We start from the raw sequence: 17994 nt of genomic DNA, 5'->3' as shown, positions 1-17994 counted from the left end.
GGCTTCAGGCACGGTAGGCCTGGTCCGGGTCATTGGGTTTGTCGGGCCGGGTCATAGCGATCCGGCCGGCGCGCAGCAGCGGGCGCAGGTAGTTCTGGCGCACGGTCTCAGCGTTGCGGCCCAGCAGGGCCGCGATCTCCTCGGCCCGCCAGGGGCGCAGTTCGCAGAGCGCTACCACCAGGTCTTGCACCTCCTGCGGCGGGCGGCGCTGGCCGATGGCGCCCACCCGGGCGGCCAGGCCGCCGGGCAGCTCGTTCAGCAAGGCCTGGCGGCGCGGGTCGGCCAGCGGGTCATCCCGAGGTTCGGGTTGTCGAGGGTTACTGTCCTGGGAGCTGAGGTTGCTAGACAAGGCGCCGGGGTTACTAGATAAGCCGAGGGGGTTACTAGACAAGCCGGTCCTGCCCGAGCCTTGGGCAGCAAGTTCTCCGGCATTCTGGGCCGCGCCGTCCTGGCCGCCATCATGGTCATTGCGGCCGAGCATCCGGGCGGTGGGCTGGTACCAGGTGGCCGATCCGCGGTCCTTCTGGGTGAAGAGGCCGGCGTCGCGCAGCCGGCGCAGCGCCTTGCTCGCGGCCAGGGTGTCCACCTTGTTGATCTCGCGGTAGGTCTGGTTGTCCATGGCCCCGGCCTCGCGGGCCACCACCAGCGCGCGCGCCTCGGCCTCGGAGAGCTGCAGCTCCTTGAACCGCGCCAGCCAGGCCAGGTCGTCCGGCCCCAGGAAGTGGTGGAAGAAGAGGCGCAGCGTGAACTGGTCCTGCCCGCGGTCAGACTCGAAGAGCGGCGGCGCCAGGCCGGCGCGCTCGCACATCTCTCGCATCACCCGCACGCCGCTGCCCTTGGTCTCGGCAAAGCGGGTGTCGTACAGCGCGGCGGCCACCTTGGGGTTGCGCGGTACCGAGCCGGGTTCGCCCAGGTGATCGGGCGACTTGAGCGAGAAGCCCGGGTTGCGGATCTCCAGCCGGTTGCTGTAGCGAATGATCTGCACCGGCGCCTGCAGCCGGTAGCTGCGGTGCATCAGCGCGTTGACGACGGCTTCGCGGATCACTCGCTGGGGGACGAGTGGGCTGTCCTGCCGCTGCAGTTCGCCCTCGGCCAGGCCGAAGGCTTTGGGCAGGTCGTCAAGGATGGCGGCCTGTGCGCGGCGGATCAGGCGGAACAAGGGGTCGCGCAGCTCGACGGTGTCGAAGCGGCGGTCCGGGTCGGGCACCCAGTCGCGGCCGGGCACGCGGATGTAGTCCACGCGCGTCATCGGGAAGCAACGGCGCAGCGCCACGGGCTTGCCCAGCAGCACCAGGCCGGCCACTGTGGGCTGCCAGGCCCCCTGCGCGTTGCGGCGCACGGCACCCAAGGCCTGCAGCAGCTCTTCGTCGGACCAGCGCAACTCTTCGGCGTCGGGGTTGGCCTCGCGGCGGGCGACGCGGTAGTCGGCGATGGCTTCGGGGGACAGGTCGTCGAGCGTGGTGTCGGGCACCAGGCCGGAGTCGAAGCTCTCCACCTGGCGGGCCTGGTACAGCGCGATCAGGTCGTCCTCGGTGCAGCGCTGGTCGGTGCTGCAGATGCGGCGGAAGGCTCCGCGCGGCAGGCCCTGGGCCTTCAGGTAGACCGGTTTGTCCTGCGGTGCCGCCTCGGGCACGAACACCACGAGCACCACTTTGCCTTCGAGCTGCTCGGTACGCACTTCCAGCCGCACGGGCTGGTTGAACATGCTGGCCGCCTGGGTGGCGAGGTCGGTGCCCACGCGCTCGGGCTGCTCCACGCCCTCCACCGAGTAGCCGGGAAAGAGCGCCATCTCCTCGCGCACTACGCCCAGCAGCAGCCAGCCGCCGCCCATGCCGGGTTCGTTGGCGAAGGCACAGACGGTTTCCATGACCGACTTGCCCACGTCGGAGCCCGCCTTGGCTTCGATACGCTCGGTTTCGTCGAGCAGCTGCAGGCGTTCGAGCAGCTCCTGAGCGGTCATTCCGTACCGTCGCTGAAAAGGTCGAGCGTCAGCCGCTGGCCCACGACACCGCTGTCACGGGTGACAAGCGCGCGGCGCGCGCGCGGTGACAGCAGCTCGCTCTGCGCCACGTCGCCCAGCGCATGGCGCAGGGCCAACCGCCAACCCTTGTCACCGTCTCCGATGCCGCCGGTGCTCATCGCGGTCATGCCGAAAAGCCACCAACGTTCTTCGGGGCGCAGCGCGAGCCAGTTGCGCACAGCGACGGGGATCTTCTCCATCTCCATGTGCTCAACCGCCCAGACCAACACGCACAGCTCCTTGCCCAGCAGCCGATCGACTGGGTTGTCGCCAGCCTTCCAGGCGCTGGGCTTAAGGTGGTGCGCTCCGAGACGGGCATTGAAGGCGCGTTGCGCTTCGGCGCGAATGGCGGTCCAGCGCGCCCGGTCGAGCACCGCCCGATCAATCACAGAGTGCTCGTTGCTCAGGGCCTGCAGGCCGAGGTACTCGCTCAGCTGCACGGGAGCGGTGTTGCTACGCGGGACAAACACCTTGAAGTGATGCGGGTCCGAGGTAGCTGGCACTCCGAAGCCCAGTGTCGGCCGTACATCAGCGAATGCTCCGCTCGAGGTGGTTGCGGACGCCGTGACGTTGGCATTGAGCGCTGCGGCAGTGCGGGTGGGCCTGGGTTTTGCCATCGATTCAGTCCTCCTGGACAACGTCACCGGGCCTCAGCTCCAGTCCCACCAGCTTCGCAAACTCCTTGGCTGCGAAGCCGGTGTCGAAGTGGGCGCCGTCGCTGACGTTCACGACCACTGGCGCTTGGTCTTCGGCCAGCAGCCGGCGCAGGCTGTTGATCACGCCCTCAATCACGCTGGCAGTGACCTCGCGCTCCTGGAAGCGCACGGTCACAGTATTCTCTCCCTCACCGATCTCGATGCGCACGCCCTTGAAAAGAGTTCCAGGTAGATCTCGGAAACGGTTGATGACACCAAACACGCGGTCGGTGGTGTCCAGGCTGATGCGCTTGGGTTGCAGTTTGACGGGTTTGGTGTCGTTGATTTGGACGGTCTTGTCGCCGCTGGCCGGAATGTGGAAGTCTGCCGTCTTGATAGCCTCGCCGGCGCGGGCATGAACGAGCAGTCGGGCTGCGGTGGCGCCAATCTCGAACGGCCCTTCGTAGGCCAAGCCGTCGCGCGGGTTGGAGCCGTCCAACGTGTAGGTCAGCGTGGCCTTGGGCGCGCACGCCAACGTGACGCGGCGCTTGTCGGCGGCGGGCTCCACCTGGTGGCGGATCTTCAGCTCGGCGGTCCAGCGAACGGGCGTGCCGGTCTCATAGTGGCCCGTGGTGTCTCGGGCGAGGAAGTACAGCGTGCCTTCCGTCGTGGTGAAACTGTCGAGGTCCTCGACTGACTGCCCGTTCACCAGCCCCTCGGGGCGGGTGGCGTACACCACCACCGGGCTTTCGCCCGCGTGGCGCGGCGTGAGACTCAGGATGGTGGCGCCCGTGTCAGGCTGGGTGCCAATGACCGACACGTTGACCGTAGTCTTGTCCTTTGGGAACGGCCCCTTCTCGATGTACCCGTCTTCACCCAGGCGCCAGCGGCCTTGCTTCAGGGCCTCGGTCTTCAGCGTGTCCATGCCACCTGAGCCAGGCATCCAGGGCCAGTCGGGGTTGCTCTTGGCACGCGCGACCACGTCTTTCCACGGCGTGCGGCGGTTGTCCTTGCCCGAAGGCCACAGAACTTCTTCCGCCATGGCGAAGTATTCGCCGAAGCTGTCTGTCAGGTTGGCGGCCAGCTTGTAGTTGGCGCGCGGGCTGGCCAGCAGCGTCTCGATCTGAGCCTCGGCGGACTGCTCGCCCTTGCCGAGCTTGAGGCCGTTGTCGATGGTGACGTTGGCCAGGAAGTGCCGGCCGTCGATGGGATCGGAGCTCGGGAAGTAGACCCGGTTGTAGGCAGCGGAGAGCGCCTTGGCAAAGCGGCCTTCCGCTTCTTCGAGCCGGTCACGCGCCTCCTCGAACAGGGTGTCGCCAGCCTTCAGGCGCTTGTGGATTTGCTCGATGGCGTAGAGCTCACGCAGGCGGTCTTCCACAGCGTCGGCCAAGTGACTGTCTTGCCCCGTCAGCACCAGCAGATTGTTCTTCTCCTGTTGGTAGTCGAAGAAGTTCTGCAACTCGCTGGGCGGGACCTTGCCGTCCGGCTTGATGACGATGAGGGTGCGTGGGCCGCTCAGGCGGATCTCGTCGAGGCGGGGCAGCACCTGCACGTCTTGGTAGGCCTGTCGCCTGTCCGGCTGGAGGATGCCGGTGAGCCGGTTAATAAGCGCCTGGTCGATCTTGGGCTGTGGCACCTCTTTGGCGTTGCGCTCGATCTGGCGCGAGAGGTTCTCGGTCTCCTTGACGAAGAGACGCTGGTCCTCGCGGTGCAGATACCAGGCTTGCTCGCGCAGCCTCTGCAGGACCTGCAGGAACTCGTCGGGCTTGCGGCCAGGTGCGGCGAGAAACTCAATGACCTCGCTCTCTGAAAGTCCGATGCGACCGCCCACTGCGCGGGACAGCGACGACGCCAGCAGCAGCGTCATCACCTGGCGGGATGCGTCGGTATCGAGCTCGGCGTCGATGGTCTCGGCGATTGCGTTGCCTTTGTCAGCGATGTCCCGCGTGACTGCCGGCAGCAGCTTGGGGGCGATGCGCTCGATCTCGTCGCGTACCTGGTCATCGTTGAGGGCGAGATGCTGGGCGCCAATGAGGTGGACATCATCGTCTTCGCGCTGCGCCACGCTCTTGAGCAGCCGCGCGGTGAACTGCATCAGCCCGCGGGTCTGTCGGAAACCTTCGTTCTCCTTGAACAGGGCGACGAGGTGCTTGAAAGATGGATGGAAAGGGTAGGTCTCCCGGACCTGTTCGGCAATCTGCTCGATGCTGGCCGCGACGATGTAGCCTGCGTCCTCGGCCTTCTTGACCTGTTGTGCGTACTCCTCGGCCACGTCGGAGATGACGCGCTCGCTGGGCATCTCGTCGATGAGACGTGTCTTCAAGATCTCGTAGATCTCGTTGCCGGCCAGCTGTACCGGAGTGATCGTCATCGCTTGACGGCGCGTCTCCTGCTGAAGGTTCGAGATAGCGTCGGTCAACGCCTTGGTCTGCGCCTGGTAGCTGCCAGACAGGTTGGCGACGACGATGCAGCAATTGGGCAGTTCCAGCGCCGCACTCATCAGGGTGGCCAGCGAGAACACCACCATGTTCGCCAGGGTGCCTTGCCCGAAGACCTGGGTGCTAGCGTTGTCCAGGTAGGGCGGCAACTCGTCAAGAAGGATCAGGGTCGGCTTGTCGCCGATGATCTCTTTCCACTTCGCCTGGTCGACGGACTTCGGGCCGTTGGCCCAGTAGGGCTTGATCGCTTCGGGCTCGCCCAGCTGCGTGGCGATATCCCCCCAGATGTAGTTGTCGGGCGTGTTGCGGCCATTGAAGGCTGCGATGCGTGCCTGGCCGAAGTCGATACGGTCCTTCAGGTCGGCCGGCAGTACTTCCTGCCGCAGGTTCGGGTGGCGCGCCAGCAGTCCCAGCGCGATCATCATGTGCGTCTTGCCGCCGCCCATCGCCTGGGTCAATTCGAATACCGCTTGATCCGACTTTCCAGACAGTCGCAGAAGGCCCTCGCGGAACAACTGCGCCATGCCGTGGGTGACGAAGTTGCGCGAAAAGAACTCGCGCCCATCCCCGGCGTCGTGAATGAGGTCGGCCAGGTTCTCGATACCCTGGCTCATCCGGTAGTCGTAGATGGCCGCGCTGAAGCGGCAGGCCTGCTTGACGGTCTTGATCACGAAGAGGCTCCCTTGGCCGCGCGCTTGTTGCTGGTGGACGCATCTGTGGCGATGCCCTTGACCCTGCAATGCTCGCGGATCATCACCTCGACCATGTTGGCGATGGAGCGGTGTTCCAACTCGGCAGCCCGCTGCAGCGCTTCCTTGATCTCTGGTCCGATGCGAAGCGTTAGAGTGGCGGTCTTGCTGGCAGCCATGGCGTCCTCTTGTCGGGACTGCAAATGTACTGCATCAAGCAGCCACAGACTGCGAGTAGGCCAGCTTGGTACTTGCGTGCTCGCCGTATCTGCCAAACACCCAGCGGACGATTCGCCGAGAGCGTTTCCCAGTCACTTCATGCGTTCGCCGTCGGAAGCTACGGATGCGTCCGCGGCGGTAGTGCCCCAGGGTGAGCGCGCCTTCAGGGTGCGGCGCAGGCAGTCATTGGGCGCGAGCGGCTGGTCGAGCATGGCCTGAAGGGCAGCAAAGCCCTTGGCATCAAGCGCGAAGAAGGTTTGGTCCAGCAACACTTCTTCGGCCCGCCGGCAAGCCGATTCAAGTACGAAGTCCGAACGGGTGCAGCCTAAACGGTCGGCCGCTTGGCTGATCAGGTTTCGCTGCCACGCTTTGCAGCGGATACTGATCTTGACCAGTTCCTTTGATCTAGTTTGGCCCATGAAGCGCCCTTCTTCTGCTGAATCCGCAATGTCAGAGTCGGATGTCACACCATCCTATTTTGTAGTCAGGGCCCAGTGGCCGGCTCGGGAAGGGCCCGATCCCGGCGGGCCACGCCCTCATCTGTGTCGCGGTTGGGCTCACACTTGGTTGGGCAATATGGCCGGTTGACGTTGGCCCGCCAGCAGGCTCACAATCCATCTGCTTGCTGGCTGCCCTGCAGCCCGGTAGTGGCACGAAACGCCACGCCCTCAACATCGTCAGGCTCCTGCAATAGCGATGGGGTCCAGCCGTCAGGCCCGGACTCGGGAGTTGAATCTCCTCTTGCCGAGTGGCATTGCCCCCGAGCGCACCCGCCGTGTGTGTCCTCGGGGGGCAATGTCGCCCGCGCACACAGGAGCCCCCATGGCACACGCTGCCGTCCTCCCTGGCCACGATGAGGCCACGCCCGAACGCATGGCATCCGCCGGCGTCCCCTTTGAGACCGCGTGGTGGTATCACCTCATCGGTCGCAGACTGACGCGCTTTTCGGAGCGTGACATCGATCGCATCATGGAAGTGCGTCGTCTCGTTGCCGAGGCGAGTCTGTGACTTCCTGTGGACCCCGGCTTGAGGCCGGGTTCTTCAAGCGCTTGAGTACTGCACCGGGCGCTTGAAGAACCAGGTTTCCCTGCCTGACCGACTCAATCGGTCCGACCGTGGCACGTTACGCCACGCCCAGACACCGAAAGGCTCCTGAAAGAGCGGTGGACCTGCCGGCCCTCAAGCCGGCAGCCTGGAGTTCAGTTCCATCAACCCCCTGGGGATGTCATCCATCCCCGGCGGGGCTGGGTGCGTCCCCTTTTCTTGTCACTGGAGATGCACCATGCCTGAAGCACAAGCCCAAACCGTCTCGATGTTCAACCTGATCGTCGAAGGTGTCGGCTACCTCAACCGGGTTCGCTCCGTCACGCCGAAGAAGGGGCCCGCCTACCTGGCGTGCACCATCAACGCGATGATGGGGGAGTCCACAGCTGTCGAGTACGTCTCGATCGATTGCCGCATCGTCGGCAAGCAAGCGCTCGAAGCGGTTCAGCAGTTGGCGGACGCGGTGAAGGCCAAGCAGAAGGTGATCGTCGGCTTCCGTGCCGGTGACCCCAAGCCTGACTTCTACGAGTTCACTGACAGCAACACCGGCGAGGTGGTCCAGCGCGAAGGCCTCAAGGCCCGCCTGCTGCAGTTGACCTTTGCGAAGGTCGACGGCCAGAAGGTGGACATTCCTGTGGTCGAGCGCCCGCAACGCGCCGATGAGTCGGCCGAAGCCGGTGGTGCTCAGCGGCACGAACCGGCAGAGGCCTGATGAAGCGCAAGCTCAATCCCGAGCAACGCAAACACGTTGCCGGGGTGATCGACAAGGCCGCCATCGCGTACTTCGCGGTGGTTGGCTACACTGCGTGGTCAGCAGGTCAGTACCTCGTTTTCGCGCATGCCATCCTGGCATTCGTGGTCTTCGAGGCTCTGGCCGTCTGGATTTTGAAGGAGCCCGAAGATGAGCACTGAGCAGCAAATCGCCTCCGTCGTCATCGGCTGGGGAATGATCGCCATCGCCGCGGCCGTCGCGTACTGGGTCCATTGGACCGACAAGCGCGTCGATCGTGAACGGCGGTCAACTTCAAGCCACTGACCAGCCTCCCTGAGCCTGCCCCTTCCTAGGGGCGGCTTTCTAGACCGGCGCGGGCCGCCGGTGCAGAAAGCCAAGGTTTCACGTTTGTTCCCGAGTGGCGGCTTCTTGGCAATCAAGCCGCGCCTGGTTTGTGCGTTTTCCCAAGACGCACGCCCTGACACCGCAAGGCTCCTGCAAGAGCGGTGCACCGACAGCCTTGGCTGACGGCCTGGAGTGCGATTGATGCAAGCTGCCCGGCTCGGCCGGGCCTCGTCATGGCGGCGCCTGATGGCCAACCGCCGAATCGCCTGCGGCTGAACCCTGCAGGCACCGTGCTTCCTGGACCGCGGGGCTTCGGCCTCGCGCGGTCTTTTCCAGGAACGGCGCATCCAGTTCGCCAGCCAAGCCGGCACAGTTCCCCAACCGCTTCGCGGGACCCCCAGTCCCGCCAGGGGCCTGGCACGTCCTTCGAGGCTTCATCTCAGCCCCAAAGGAGCTTAGCTATGCCCATCTCAGTCCGAGGCACACTCGTCGTCACGCGCAAGCGCGGCCGCAAGGGTGAGTTCAACATTGGCGACCTGTGCACCGAGATCGGTGAGTTCGAGGTCAAGGACGCCCTGATCGAAGAGTTCGAGCCCGGCAAATACACCGGCGAGTTCGTCATCAAGTGGATCGAGCCCGACTCGTTCTCCTGGCGCGGCAAGGTCTTCGTCAAGGTCCGTGCGAACCTGGAGGCGATCTACATCGACGAGGCCGATGAGACGCCGGACGCTGCTCAAACGGCGCTGCCGCCTGAGCCCGATCCTGCGGATCCCACGCCGCCACGCGACGAGCGAGCCGCCACTGTCGAAGCGGTTGACCAGGGAAGTCCGTCTGCAGCGCGACGGCCTCGCGCTGCACCGGCGGATGAGCCCGCGCCCGACGACCAGGCCCTGTTCGGTGCTGAGCTGTACCCGCTGCTGGAACAGCGGCAAGCCATGAAGCTCGACCCGACGATCGATCGCATGCAGTTCCGGCAGCAGCGGGACCGGCTCAAGGCGCTGGGCTACACCTTCGACGTGAAGAGCCAGACCTGGTCCAGCGACGTGCCAGTCTGAGCGTTCTGAGCCCACAAGGCTCGATCGCTCCAACGCCCGCCTCGTGCGGGCTTTCCAGAGCGCCTAACGGGGCGCTTCGGCAAGCCCGCGCAGTACTGGCGGTAGATGATTCCTGGGTGGCCACGCCCCCCATGCGTGGTGCCGTTTTGCTGTTGCAGCGGTGAAGAGGATCGAAGTGGTGTCCGTCGTCTGCGAGTTCGGACACGCCGCACGCGGGCCTGGGGATGGGCCAGCAGGTAGAGCAGACGTAGTCGATCCTGAGCCCGGTCCATTGGCCGGGTTCCTTGAGTGCTTGCGCCTCTCACCATGAGGGGATGGAGCCCTGAAGGAACCTTTTGCGCTTTTCTACCGCCGACCGTCGGTTTCGGTCCGAATGCGTCACGTCACGACGCGCCCATACGCGAGCTGGCTCCTGAAAGGGCTCGCGGGCGCCGCCAGGTGCCTGGAGTGTGATCGTTCAACCACCCCCGGGGTCGTTCACCCCGGACATGGGGTGCGGCCACCTTTTTCTTTGACAAGGAGATGTCCATGCACCCTCATCACGTCACCATCAGCGGCCAAGCCCACGTCCGCGCTGGCGAGCAACTTAGCACCATCGACCTCGGCCTGCGCAGCTGGGACGAAGCGGTTCGGCTGTTGCTGGCCGCACATTTGCACGCCACGGCAGAGGGCCAGAGGATGGTGGAAACCCACCTGGTGCGGATGGCCCAGATTGCTGACCTGGCCCAGAACGCCGTTGCCTTGCTCGACCGTCTGCCCGACGCCGCGATGGCGCCACTCGGGAAGCACTGGACTCAGCTGCGCGGAGCGCTGCTGCAGCGTGCCCTCACACTGAGCGGGCCTGCGTCGCCGACCGTGTCACGCCCTGCACCTGAAACGCAGGGCGAGGCCCAGCGGCCACCGCTCGGACTGCTGGCCCAGCGCTCGGGGCAGGACCTGCCGCTGGAGATCTGCTACAGCGCTGCCGGCTTCTACCTGGGCACCTACAACGACGAAGGGCCTTACACCCGCGAATCGCAGGAGTACTGGCCCCAGCGTGAACAGGCGCAGCGCGCTCTGGACACGGGCCACTGGACCCAACGCTCTGATCATTGACACGTCGCACCCGCGGCGCACCCGGCTGGCCTTTCAGTGAGGCCTTTCTTGGCAGCCGGGTTCTTCAAGCCCTTCGACGATCGGTCTTGACCTGACGAGGGCTTGAAGAACAGAATCGAGACGGTTCCCGCCTGACCGACTCAATCGGTCCGACTGTGGCTCGTGACGCCACGCCCTCAAACACCGATAGGCTCCTGCAAGAACGGTGGATCGGCAACCCCAAGTTGTCGACCTGGAGTTTTTTCTCTCATCAACCCTCGTGGGGATGTCATCCATCCCCAGCCTGGGGTTTGGTGCGTCCCCATTTCTTTTGGAGACGCACCATGAACTTCCCTCCCATCACGGGCCTCGACGGCGTCGTCATCCCTGACCACGCTGAACCGTTGGCCTCGTCCCCCGTGCTCCTGGCCGGCACCGCCCCTGGCGACGCCGAGACCATGGACATGTGGCAGTACTTTGTGGAGCACATCGACGAGTTCGAGGTGGCCAAGGCCATCGTCGATCACTTCGACAGCTGCCCGAAGGACTTGCACAGCGACAAGATCGACGTGGACGCCTTCGCGCTGTACCTGCGCGCGAAGATCACGCTCAAGCGCCAGGCGGTGGCCTATGCCACCGCTCAGGCGGCCCTGACGAAGGCCCGCGAGCAATCGCGCGGCCTGCGTTCGGTGGTCCAGGCCTTGAGCCAGCACCTCGGTGCGCTGCGCCGGGCACTGTTGTCTCAGCCCGAGGCGTTTGCGCTTCTGGCGGCCACGGCGGTCTACATCGTCATGCGTTGATCAAGGCTCCCCGCCTATGTCATGACTTGCCGAGCGATCCGAGGCCCTGGTGCCTCGGTCCTCGGCCCTCTTCTTCACCCATCAGGGGCGTTCGTCCCCTGCAGGGACGCACTCCGCCTGAGTTTCTCTATCGGAGATGCCCGATGCGCCCTATTGATCTGGCCGCGACGCCGCTGCGCGCCCCCGTGGCCTTGTCACCGACCTTGTCCATCGAAGCCAATCGGCAAGCCTTCTGGCGTGCTTACCTGAGCTGGCAGTCCGATGCCGACGACGCTGATCTTGCGTTACTCGCCCAGGCCCTGGAGCCGCATGCCCAGCATGTCCGGCCCATCCACCAGGCCATCGGCGCTGCGCTGCCGGATCCGTCGACGATGGACCTGCTGCCAATGGGCCTGCTGTGGCATCTGGAAAGTGCCGGCTGGAGAGTCGAGCGCACCGCGCGACCGACCTTGCCGCTGGCAGCGTAGTGTCCACCTGGCGTCGCTGGTCGGCTCCCTCCTCTTGCCCACCGGGCCTCAGCGCCCGAGAGGCCCTGGGGTCCCTCTCCTTCGGAGTTGCCCCATGGCCCTGATCTTCCCGCGCATCGCGCAGAACTTCATCAAGAACGGGTACTTCCCCACTGACAACGACACGCTCGCGCGCATCGCCGCGGCGCTGGATGCTCCACCGGAGCCCGTTCGCATCATCGACCCGTGCTGCGGCGAGGGCGCTGCACTGCTGGCCTTGAGCGAACACCTGCAGTCCCGCGGCGCGGTGGTGAGCAGCTACGGCGTCGAGTTGGATGAAGAACGCGCCTGGCATGCCAAGTCTGTGCTCGGCACCGTCGCTCACGCGGACGTGCACGAAGTGCGTGTGACAGACCGCAGCTTCGGACTGCTCTTCCTGAACCCGCCCTACGGAGACCTGGTGACCGATGCCGTCGGCTCAGGAGACCGCCCGATGGGTCGCCTGCGCCACGAGAAGATCTTCTGCCGGCGCACGTTCAACCTCCTGCAGCCGGGCGGCATCCTGGTACTGATCGTTCCGTACTACGTGCTGGACCAGGAGCTTTCTTCCCTGGTCTCCCGCCACTTCGAAGACGTGAGCGTCCACCTGGCGCCTGAGCAGCAGTTCCAGCAGTGCGTGGTGATGGGACGCAAACGTCGACCCGCCACACCGGACGCAGGCATCGTCAAGCGCCTGGTGGCCTTTGCTGCCGGCGACGACCAGCGCGAACTGCCCCAGATCTGGCCGACGGAACCCTATGAAGTGCCGGCGATCAGGCCGGGCGATGAGTTCAACATGACCGTGGTTCGCCTGGATGCCCGGCAACTTCGCGCGGAGCTTGATGGCGGTCTGGCCAGGCACAGCTTGTGGCCAAGATTCGACCTGCACATGAAGCCCAGGTTGGGTGACATGCGGCCACCGCTGCGCGCGATGACCGACTGGCACCTCGCACTGGCGCTGGCGGCCGGACAGGTCTCTGGCGTCGTGACGTCGGAGGCAGGCCGCCGCTTGCTGGTCAAAGGCCGAACCCACAAGGTGAAAGACACCCAGGTGCTGACCGAGACGGCTGAGGACGGCTCGATCACCGAGACCCGTGTGCTTGTCGACCGCTTCGTCACGGTGATCCGCGGCCTTGATCTCACGCCTGGCGTGACCCTGGGCCAGATCGTGACGATCCAGTAGGCACTGGCCAGATCCTGGCAAGGCGCTGATTCGCATCCTCCCTGCCCACCTCCGGGTGGGTTTCCCCTGAGCCGGGTCGCTCCGCGATCCCCGCCCAGGGGGCTTTTTGAAGGCGTCGCACCCCGACCCCTTCAGAAAGCCCCTGTGGTGCCTTGCAGGCCTGATGTGCAGGCCTGCAGAGCTGATTCCCTACCCGTTGCTCGGGGATACGAGCCGCTGACGGCGTAACCGTCGCCACGAACGCACAGGCCTCCTGAGAAGTGCGGCCGCAGGCAGTTGCCCACCCGGCACTGCCTGCGTGGGGGTTCGATCGAGAACTTGTCCCTGCCGGGCTCACCAGCCCGACGGGGAGGGTGATGCACGGCCCTCTTCATCCCGAAAGGAGTCACCGTGAATGCACCCCCCAAGCACCCGCCGGTAGGCGGGCAACCTGAAGGTGTCACTTCGGCATTGGCCGCTTACGTCCATACCGCCAGGAGCACCGACATGATCGATCTGCGCTACCCCAAGCCACTCCATGCACCGCTGCAGGTTCACTCCCTGCTGGCGTTCTCTCAGCCTGAGGAATCAGCGCTGCCGATCTGCGTTGCGATCTCTCTGGATCAGGTGGTTCTTCGCAGGCTCTTTGACCTGTGGAACACCCTGCTGATCCTGCAGGCCGACGAGATCGGCGACTGGTCACTCAAGACCTCTGCGCAGCTCAGCTGTGACTGTGATGTCCCGCTGCCTGCCGTGCTCACGGTGGGTGCGACGGTCTATGCCAACGGTGAAGTGGAGTTCGCCGTGATGTTGGAAGGTGTTGATCAGCCTGCGAAGACCAGCGATCAACTGGACTTGAACAGCTTGCAGCGTGCCGAGACGGCGCGCCAGAGCCCATCAGGAGCCACACGATGAGCCAGCACTACTTCAGCACACAGCGCCAGGGTGAAGCTGTCACCGTCCTGCTGGGCTGGGACCGACCACTCGGCCACTTCTTCATGGTGGTGGAGCGAGACGATCCCCGGCCGGACCAGGAGGACTACCTCTACGTCAACCTCGACGAGCCGAACGCCTTTGAGCTGGACCTGGACTTCTTCCAGGCCAAGCTGACGGAGCTGGGCATCTCGGTTCCTCCCGAGATGTTTGAGCAGGTCTATCTGGACCAGGTCTTCTCAACGGGCAACCGGCGAGTGACCTACCAGGCCGACGGTCAGTTCGAAAGCGCATCGATCTAGCGCGAGACAGGCTGCCGGCCGGCCCAGGGCTGGCCAGCCGTCTTCCTCTTGAACACAGCTGCCCAGTGGCAGCGACTTCGTCTATGGAAAGGACCCATCATGATTTCGCATCCCAAAGGGTTGTCGGACAACCTCCTTGAAGATCTGCTGCTGGCCGGTGCCCGCGGCCTGCACGCGGCCACAGCCAGTACCTGCGCGGAAGTCATGCCGCGCTACAGCTGCACGCCTCAGTATCGGCGTGCGGCCCTCGCCAGCCTGATGAGCTGCGCACGCGAACTCCTCGTGCGCCAGGCCGCCAAGGATCTGCGGCACAAGCCCCATCTGACGTCGCCGTCGGATGTGGGGACCTACCTCGTCCAGCACTTCGAGGGCTATGACTTCGAGGCCTTCGTCGTGATGTTCCTTGACGCCCAGCACCGCCTGATCGCGATCGAGGAGATGTTCCGGGGCACGCTGACACAGACCTCGGTCTACCCGAGGGAAGTGGTCAAGCGGGCGCTGGCCCATGGCGCTGGCGCCGTGATCCTGTCGCACAACCACCCCTCGGGCAGCCTGGAGCCGTCCCGCGCGGACGAGCACCTGACCCAGGCCCTCAAGTCAGCCTTGGCGCTGGTCGACGTGCGCGTTCTGGACCACGTCGTGGTCGGCGCCAGCGGACACCGCTCCATGGCTGAACGCGGCCTGATCTGATCGTTCATCTCACTGCCGCCAGGCGGGTTCTCCCGCCTGGCGCGGGAGCCCGCCTCCACTTCAAACCTGGAGGTTCTCATGTTCGTTCTCGAACAACAGTCGGACGTGTTTGTCGACGCGCTCGTCGCCGACCATCGCTCCCAAATGCTCTTCCTCTCGGTCTATGGCCGGGACACCTCGATCCAGCAGCTCATGGCGCGGCTTCATCAGCGGCCAGACCAGGGCGGTGTAGACGATCTGACCCTGCAGGATCCCGCTTCGCGCGCCGAGGTGATGCGGGTTCTGGTAGGCGATCCAGCGCGCTTGGACAAGATCACCGGACGCCTGCCGCGATCGGGTCTGCTCGGCAATCTGCTCCACGCCTGGATCTTCGATCCGACGCTGCTCAAAATCGATCCAGCCACCGGCTCGGGTTGGCTGCTGGAACACCTGCAAGGCGACTGGCCCAAAGGTCACCAAGCCGCCCATGAAGCCGCACAGGCCTGGCGAATGATCCAGGAGCTGTCACCGGTGCCGCTGCTGGACCACTGGATGCTGACGGTGCTCGCGCACCTGCAGACGGTCCAGGCACTCGTGAGGCCTGCCAGCGCCGGTCCCGTGTCCGCCTTGCGGATCGAGTTGCCGCAGGACTTCATGTCCTGGGTGTCGGAGCAAGTCCGCCATGGCCTGCTGCCTGAGACGGCCCCTTCTGCTCGTCAAGGAGTCGCTACACCTGGACAGGTGGCGCTGTTCCATGCCGCCTGAGGTGCCCATGGCCACGTTGGACCACCTGAGCTTTGAGCAGGCCTGCGCGAAAGCCTCGGCACGCGCCCGGCGGTCTGGGCAGGAGCGCTACGTCGTTCACGAAGGTGATGGCACCTACGCCGTCGCCTGCGAGGACGACCTGGACACCTGGTGGCTCGGCGCCACCGTGCTCGCTGCCTTCGATGCCGACGGCTGTCGTCTCGACTGACCCACTGGGCTGCGCCCCTGTCTCTTCCTCCCCCGCAGGGCCTGCCTCAACCGAGGCGGGCCTTGCCCCTTCTTGTTTCCTCTGCTGGAGATGCCATGTCTGATACCGATCTGATCGAACAGCCCGCCACCGCAAGTGCGGGTGAGTCCATGTCCATTGGCGACTTCGTGCGGGAGTACCGCAGCAGCCTCGTCGATGCCGTCCGAGTCCAGAACCCGCCGATCTACGATGGGCAGCAGAGCCCGTCGCTCAATGCCATGCTGGACCAGCTGACCCGGGCACCATTTGCTGCGCAGCGGGACGTCGTGCATGCGGTCTGCCGACTCCTCGTCGATGCTGGCCACCCTTCCGCCGTGATCAACGCCGAGATGGGGACCGGCAAGACGATGATGGCCATCGCCACGGCCTGGCTGATGCACCACCTGGGTTTCCCACGCACGCTGGTGATCTGCCCTCCCCACCTGGTCTACAAGTGGCGGCGCGAGATCAAGCAGACGGTGCCCGGCGCCACGGTCTGGATCCTTAACGGTCCGGATACCCTGAAGAAGCTCCTGCAACTGCGTCTGGTCAGTGGCCGCGCTGCGGCCCCTGAGTTCTACGTCATGGGCCGTGTGCGCATGCGCATGGGCTTCAACTGGGTGCCGGTTTTTGTGAAGCGGCGACTGATCGACCTGGAGATGATCGGCCCGGAGCGTCTGGCCAAGGCCACGTCCTCTGTGGCTGCCTGTCCGGATTGCTACGAGCCGATCACCGTGCCAGACACCGATGGCACGGACCGGCCGCTTGCTCCTGAGGAGGCCTCGTCGCGGCTCAATGTCCGCCAGATGCGCTGCGCGCATTGCCATGCCGCGCTGTGGTCGCTCGTTCGTCCTGGCACGGCACCGAGGACCCGGCGCGAGATCCTGAAGGACTCCATCACCCAGCTGCCCACCATCGGGGACAAGACGGCCGACAAGCTGATCGACGCCTTCGGGGAGGACATGCTCGGCGGGATGCTGGAAGACAACGTCTACGAGTTCATCAACCTGATGGACGACCGGGGCGATCTGTTCTTCAGTGACCGGCAGGCGCGGCGCATGGAGCGGGCCATGGCCAACATGGAGTTCTCGTTTGGTCAGGGAGGCTACCAGCCCACCGAGTTCATCAAGCGCTACCTGCCCAGGGGCTTTTTCGGATTGATGGTGGCAGATGAGGGCCACGAGTTCAAGAACGACGGCAGCGCCCAAGGTCAAGCCTTCGGTGTGCTGGCCAGCCAGTGCCGCAAGACGCTGTTGCTGACGGGCACGCTGATGGGCGGCTATGCCGATGACCTGTTCTACCTGCTGTTCCGGATGAACCCGGCGGCCATGGTCCACGACGGCTTTCGGTACCAGCGAGGTTCACTGGGATCGGCGAGCTGGGCATTCATGCGCACCCACGGCGTGGTCAAGGACATCTACAAGACCAGCAGTGCAGCGGACGAACGATCGCACCGAACGGCCAAAGGAAAGAGCGTGACGCATCGCGAAGCCAAGGCACCCGGGTTCGGACCACTGGGCGTGATGCGCTACGTGCTGCCCTGCACGGCCTTTTTGAAGCTCAGGGAGATCGGCGGCAATGTGCTGCCTCCCTACGACGAGTTCTACACCGGTGTGCCCATGACGCCGGAGCAGGAAGCGGCCTACCGCGGACTGGCGAACTCATTGAAGGAGGCGCTGCGACAGGCGCTGCGGGCCGGCGACCAGAGTCTTCTGGGGGTCGTGCTCAATGCGCTTCTGGCGTGGCCGGACTGCTGTTTCCGTCCGGAGACCGTGCTGCACCCGCACCGCAAGACCACGCTGGCCAGCGTACCGGCCTTGTTCGATGAGCTCACCCCCATGCCCAAGGAGCGCAAGCTGCTGGCGCTGTGTCGGAAGGCCAAGCGAGCTGGACGGCGCGCCCTGGTCTACACCGTCTACACGGGGACCCGAGACACCTCGGCGCGGCTCAAGGCTCTGCTGGAGGCTGAAGGTTTCAAGGTCGCGGTGCTGCGGGCCGGCGTCGAGGCAGCCAAGCGCGAAGACTGGCTGATGGAACAGGTCGACCGCCAGGTCGATGTGATCGTGACCAACCCGGAGCTGGTGAAGACCGGCCTGGACATGCTGGAGTTCCCCACCATCGTGTTCATGCAGTCGGGCTACAACGTCTACACCTTGCAGCAAGCCAGCCGGCGCTCGTGGCGCATTGGCCAGCGGGTCAACGTCGAGGTGCATTTCCTCGGCTACGAGGGATGCGCCCAGATGGAGTGCCTGTCCCTGATGGCCAAGAAGATCTCGGTGTCGCAGTCCACCTCTGGCGACATGCCGGACTCCGGCCTGGATGTCCTCAATCAGTCGGGAGACTCGATTGAGGTGGCGCTGGCCAAGCAGTTGCTGGCCTGAGGCTCGGGCCGTGGAGGAACCATCCCCACGGCCCTCCTCT

The 17994-nt window shown here is 65.0% G+C and carries 19 protein-coding genes and 1 pseudogene; 15 read left to right on the top strand and 5 right to left on the bottom strand.

The genetic code is table 11. The annotated features are described in order from the left end of the window. Window positions 1–4 precede the first annotated feature (4 nt). The 5 genes from KAK07_RS23535 to KAK07_RS23515 all read right to left on the bottom strand — a co-directional run bounded on the left by KAK07_RS23535 (window position 5) and on the right by KAK07_RS23515 (window position 6468). Window positions 5–1960 carry a DUF8451 domain-containing protein gene (locus KAK07_RS23535; RefSeq protein ID WP_210803129.1) on the bottom strand — a complete coding sequence of 652 codons (1956 nt, stop codon included), beginning with the start codon at window positions 1958–1960 and terminating at the stop codon, window positions 5–7. Then, complete coding sequence (locus KAK07_RS23530) at window positions 1957–2637, bottom strand: anti-phage-associated DUF3780 domain-containing protein (RefSeq protein WP_210803130.1); 681 nt, start codon at window positions 2635–2637, stop codon at window positions 1957–1959. The genes KAK07_RS23535 and KAK07_RS23530 overlap by 4 nt, the downstream gene beginning before the upstream one ends. A gap of 4 nt (window positions 2638–2641) precedes the next feature. Next, on the bottom strand, window positions 2642–5764 hold the full coding sequence (locus KAK07_RS23525) for an anti-phage-associated DUF499 domain-containing protein (protein WP_210803131.1): 3123 nt from the start codon (window positions 5762–5764) through the stop codon (window positions 2642–2644). Next, on the bottom strand, window positions 5761–5961 hold the full coding sequence (locus KAK07_RS23520) for a type II toxin-antitoxin system antitoxin (protein ID WP_210803132.1): 201 nt from the start codon (window positions 5959–5961) through the stop codon (window positions 5761–5763). The genes KAK07_RS23525 and KAK07_RS23520 overlap by 4 nt, the downstream gene beginning before the upstream one ends. 132 nt (window positions 5962–6093) lie before the next feature. Continuing rightward, window positions 6094–6468 carry a type II toxin-antitoxin system TacA family antitoxin gene (locus KAK07_RS23515; protein ID WP_310740767.1) on the bottom strand — a complete coding sequence of 125 codons (375 nt, stop codon included), beginning with the start codon at window positions 6466–6468 and terminating at the stop codon, window positions 6094–6096. Between the two features lie 355 nt (window positions 6469–6823). Here KAK07_RS23515 and KAK07_RS23510 point away from each other — a divergent pair, with 355 nt between their 5' ends. The 15 genes and pseudogenes from KAK07_RS23510 to KAK07_RS23445 all read left to right on the top strand — a co-directional run bounded on the left by KAK07_RS23510 (window position 6824) and on the right by KAK07_RS23445 (window position 17954). Next, window positions 6824–7009, top strand: coding sequence for a hypothetical protein (locus KAK07_RS23510; RefSeq protein ID WP_210803133.1), 186 nt, complete (start codon window positions 6824–6826; stop codon window positions 7007–7009). Window positions 7010–7283: 274 nt separating this feature from the next. Then, on the top strand, window positions 7284–7757 hold the full coding sequence (locus KAK07_RS23505) for a DUF3577 domain-containing protein (protein ID WP_210863435.1): 474 nt from the start codon (window positions 7284–7286) through the stop codon (window positions 7755–7757). Continuing rightward, on the top strand, window positions 7757–7957 hold the full coding sequence (locus tag KAK07_RS23500; RefSeq protein WP_210803135.1) for a hypothetical protein: 201 nt from the start codon (window positions 7757–7759) through the stop codon (window positions 7955–7957). Before KAK07_RS23505 ends, KAK07_RS23500 begins: the two co-directional genes overlap by 1 nt. Beyond that, entirely contained in the window at window positions 7947–8081 is a 135-nt protein-coding gene (locus KAK07_RS25645) for a hypothetical protein (RefSeq protein ID WP_256441162.1), read from the top strand. Before KAK07_RS23500 ends, KAK07_RS25645 begins: the two co-directional genes overlap by 11 nt. A 482-nt stretch (window positions 8082–8563) precedes the next feature. Continuing rightward, the gene (locus tag KAK07_RS23495; RefSeq protein WP_210863434.1) at window positions 8564–9157 is read left to right on the top strand and encodes a DUF3275 family protein; all 594 of its coding nucleotides are present in this window, start codon (window positions 8564–8566) and stop codon (window positions 9155–9157) included. A gap of 528 nt (window positions 9158–9685) precedes the next feature. Then, window positions 9686–10252, top strand: coding sequence for a hypothetical protein (locus KAK07_RS25530; protein WP_247664572.1), 567 nt, complete (start codon window positions 9686–9688; stop codon window positions 10250–10252). 323 nt (window positions 10253–10575) lie between these two features. Beyond that, window positions 10576–11031, top strand: a complete 456-nt coding sequence (locus tag KAK07_RS23485) for a hypothetical protein (protein WP_210863433.1) — start codon at window positions 10576–10578, stop codon at window positions 11029–11031. A 143-nt stretch (window positions 11032–11174) separates the two neighbouring features. Beyond that, window positions 11175–11498, top strand: a complete 324-nt coding sequence (locus tag KAK07_RS23480) for a hypothetical protein (protein ID WP_210863431.1) — start codon at window positions 11175–11177, stop codon at window positions 11496–11498. Window positions 11499–11592: 94 nt separating this feature from the next. Further along, window positions 11593–12699, top strand: a complete 1107-nt coding sequence (locus KAK07_RS23475; protein ID WP_210863429.1) for a DUF6094 domain-containing protein — start codon at window positions 11593–11595, stop codon at window positions 12697–12699. A 486-nt stretch (window positions 12700–13185) separates the two neighbouring features. Further along, window positions 13186–13593, top strand: a complete 408-nt coding sequence (locus KAK07_RS23470) for a hypothetical protein (protein ID WP_210803140.1) — start codon at window positions 13186–13188, stop codon at window positions 13591–13593. Continuing rightward, window positions 13590–13913 carry a hypothetical protein gene (locus tag KAK07_RS23465; protein ID WP_210803141.1) on the top strand — a complete coding sequence of 108 codons (324 nt, stop codon included), beginning with the start codon at window positions 13590–13592 and terminating at the stop codon, window positions 13911–13913. The genes KAK07_RS23470 and KAK07_RS23465 overlap by 4 nt, the downstream gene beginning before the upstream one ends. A gap of 234 nt (window positions 13914–14147) precedes the next feature. Then, window positions 14148–14603 (top strand): annotated as a pseudogene (locus KAK07_RS23460) (JAB domain-containing protein); the annotation flags it as partial. 78 nt (window positions 14604–14681) lie between these two features. Beyond that, complete coding sequence (locus tag KAK07_RS23455) at window positions 14682–15347, top strand: hypothetical protein (RefSeq protein WP_210803143.1); 666 nt, start codon at window positions 14682–14684, stop codon at window positions 15345–15347. Between the two features lie 7 nt (window positions 15348–15354). Next, on the top strand, window positions 15355–15555 hold the full coding sequence (locus KAK07_RS23450; RefSeq protein WP_210803144.1) for a hypothetical protein: 201 nt from the start codon (window positions 15355–15357) through the stop codon (window positions 15553–15555). A gap of 95 nt (window positions 15556–15650) precedes the next feature. Continuing rightward, a complete protein-coding gene (locus KAK07_RS23445) occupies window positions 15651–17954 on the top strand; it encodes an SNF2-related protein (protein ID WP_210803145.1) in 2304 nt (767 codons plus the stop codon). Window positions 17955–17994: the final 40 nt, after the last annotated feature.

The organism is Ideonella alba (assembly GCF_018069875.1).
GTDB classification, from domain to species: domain Bacteria; phylum Pseudomonadota; class Gammaproteobacteria; order Burkholderiales; family Burkholderiaceae_C; genus Ideonella; species Ideonella alba.
This window is presented reverse-complemented; position numbering and strand designations above follow the sequence as displayed.

Bases quoted from the DNA above. Each gene is read 5' to 3' on its own strand.
- KAK07_RS23455 (WP_210803143.1), top strand. From the start codon at position 14,682: ATGTTCGTTCTCGAACAACAGTCGGACGTGTTTGTCGACGCGCTCGTC.
- KAK07_RS23465 (WP_210803141.1), top strand. From the start codon at position 13,590: ATGAGCCAGCACTACTTCAGCACACAGCGCCAGGGTGAAGCTGTCACC.
- KAK07_RS23530 (WP_210803130.1), bottom strand. From the start codon at position 2,637: ATGGCAAAACCCAGGCCCACCCGCACTGCCGCAGCGCTCAATGCCAAC.
- KAK07_RS23520 (WP_210803132.1), bottom strand. From the start codon at position 5,961: ATGGCTGCCAGCAAGACCGCCACTCTAACGCTTCGCATCGGACCAGAG.
- KAK07_RS25645 (WP_256441162.1), top strand. From the start codon at position 7,947: ATGAGCACTGAGCAGCAAATCGCCTCCGTCGTCATCGGCTGGGGAATG.
- KAK07_RS23510 (WP_210803133.1), top strand. From the start codon at position 6,824: ATGGCACACGCTGCCGTCCTCCCTGGCCACGATGAGGCCACGCCCGAA.
- KAK07_RS23475 (WP_210863429.1), top strand. From the start codon at position 11,593: ATGGCCCTGATCTTCCCGCGCATCGCGCAGAACTTCATCAAGAACGGG.
- KAK07_RS23495 (WP_210863434.1), top strand. From the start codon at position 8,564: ATGCCCATCTCAGTCCGAGGCACACTCGTCGTCACGCGCAAGCGCGGC.
- KAK07_RS23535 (WP_210803129.1), bottom strand. From the start codon at position 1,960: ATGACCGCTCAGGAGCTGCTCGAACGCCTGCAGCTGCTCGACGAAACC.
- KAK07_RS25530 (WP_247664572.1), top strand. From the start codon at position 9,686: ATGCACCCTCATCACGTCACCATCAGCGGCCAAGCCCACGTCCGCGCT.
- KAK07_RS23485 (WP_210863433.1), top strand. From the start codon at position 10,576: ATGAACTTCCCTCCCATCACGGGCCTCGACGGCGTCGTCATCCCTGAC.
- KAK07_RS23505 (WP_210863435.1), top strand. From the start codon at position 7,284: ATGCCTGAAGCACAAGCCCAAACCGTCTCGATGTTCAACCTGATCGTC.
- KAK07_RS23450 (WP_210803144.1), top strand. From the start codon at position 15,355: ATGGCCACGTTGGACCACCTGAGCTTTGAGCAGGCCTGCGCGAAAGCC.
- KAK07_RS23445 (WP_210803145.1), top strand. From the start codon at position 15,651: ATGTCTGATACCGATCTGATCGAACAGCCCGCCACCGCAAGTGCGGGT.
- KAK07_RS23500 (WP_210803135.1), top strand. From the start codon at position 7,757: ATGAAGCGCAAGCTCAATCCCGAGCAACGCAAACACGTTGCCGGGGTG.
- KAK07_RS23480 (WP_210863431.1), top strand. From the start codon at position 11,175: ATGCGCCCTATTGATCTGGCCGCGACGCCGCTGCGCGCCCCCGTGGCC.
- KAK07_RS23470 (WP_210803140.1), top strand. From the start codon at position 13,186: ATGATCGATCTGCGCTACCCCAAGCCACTCCATGCACCGCTGCAGGTT.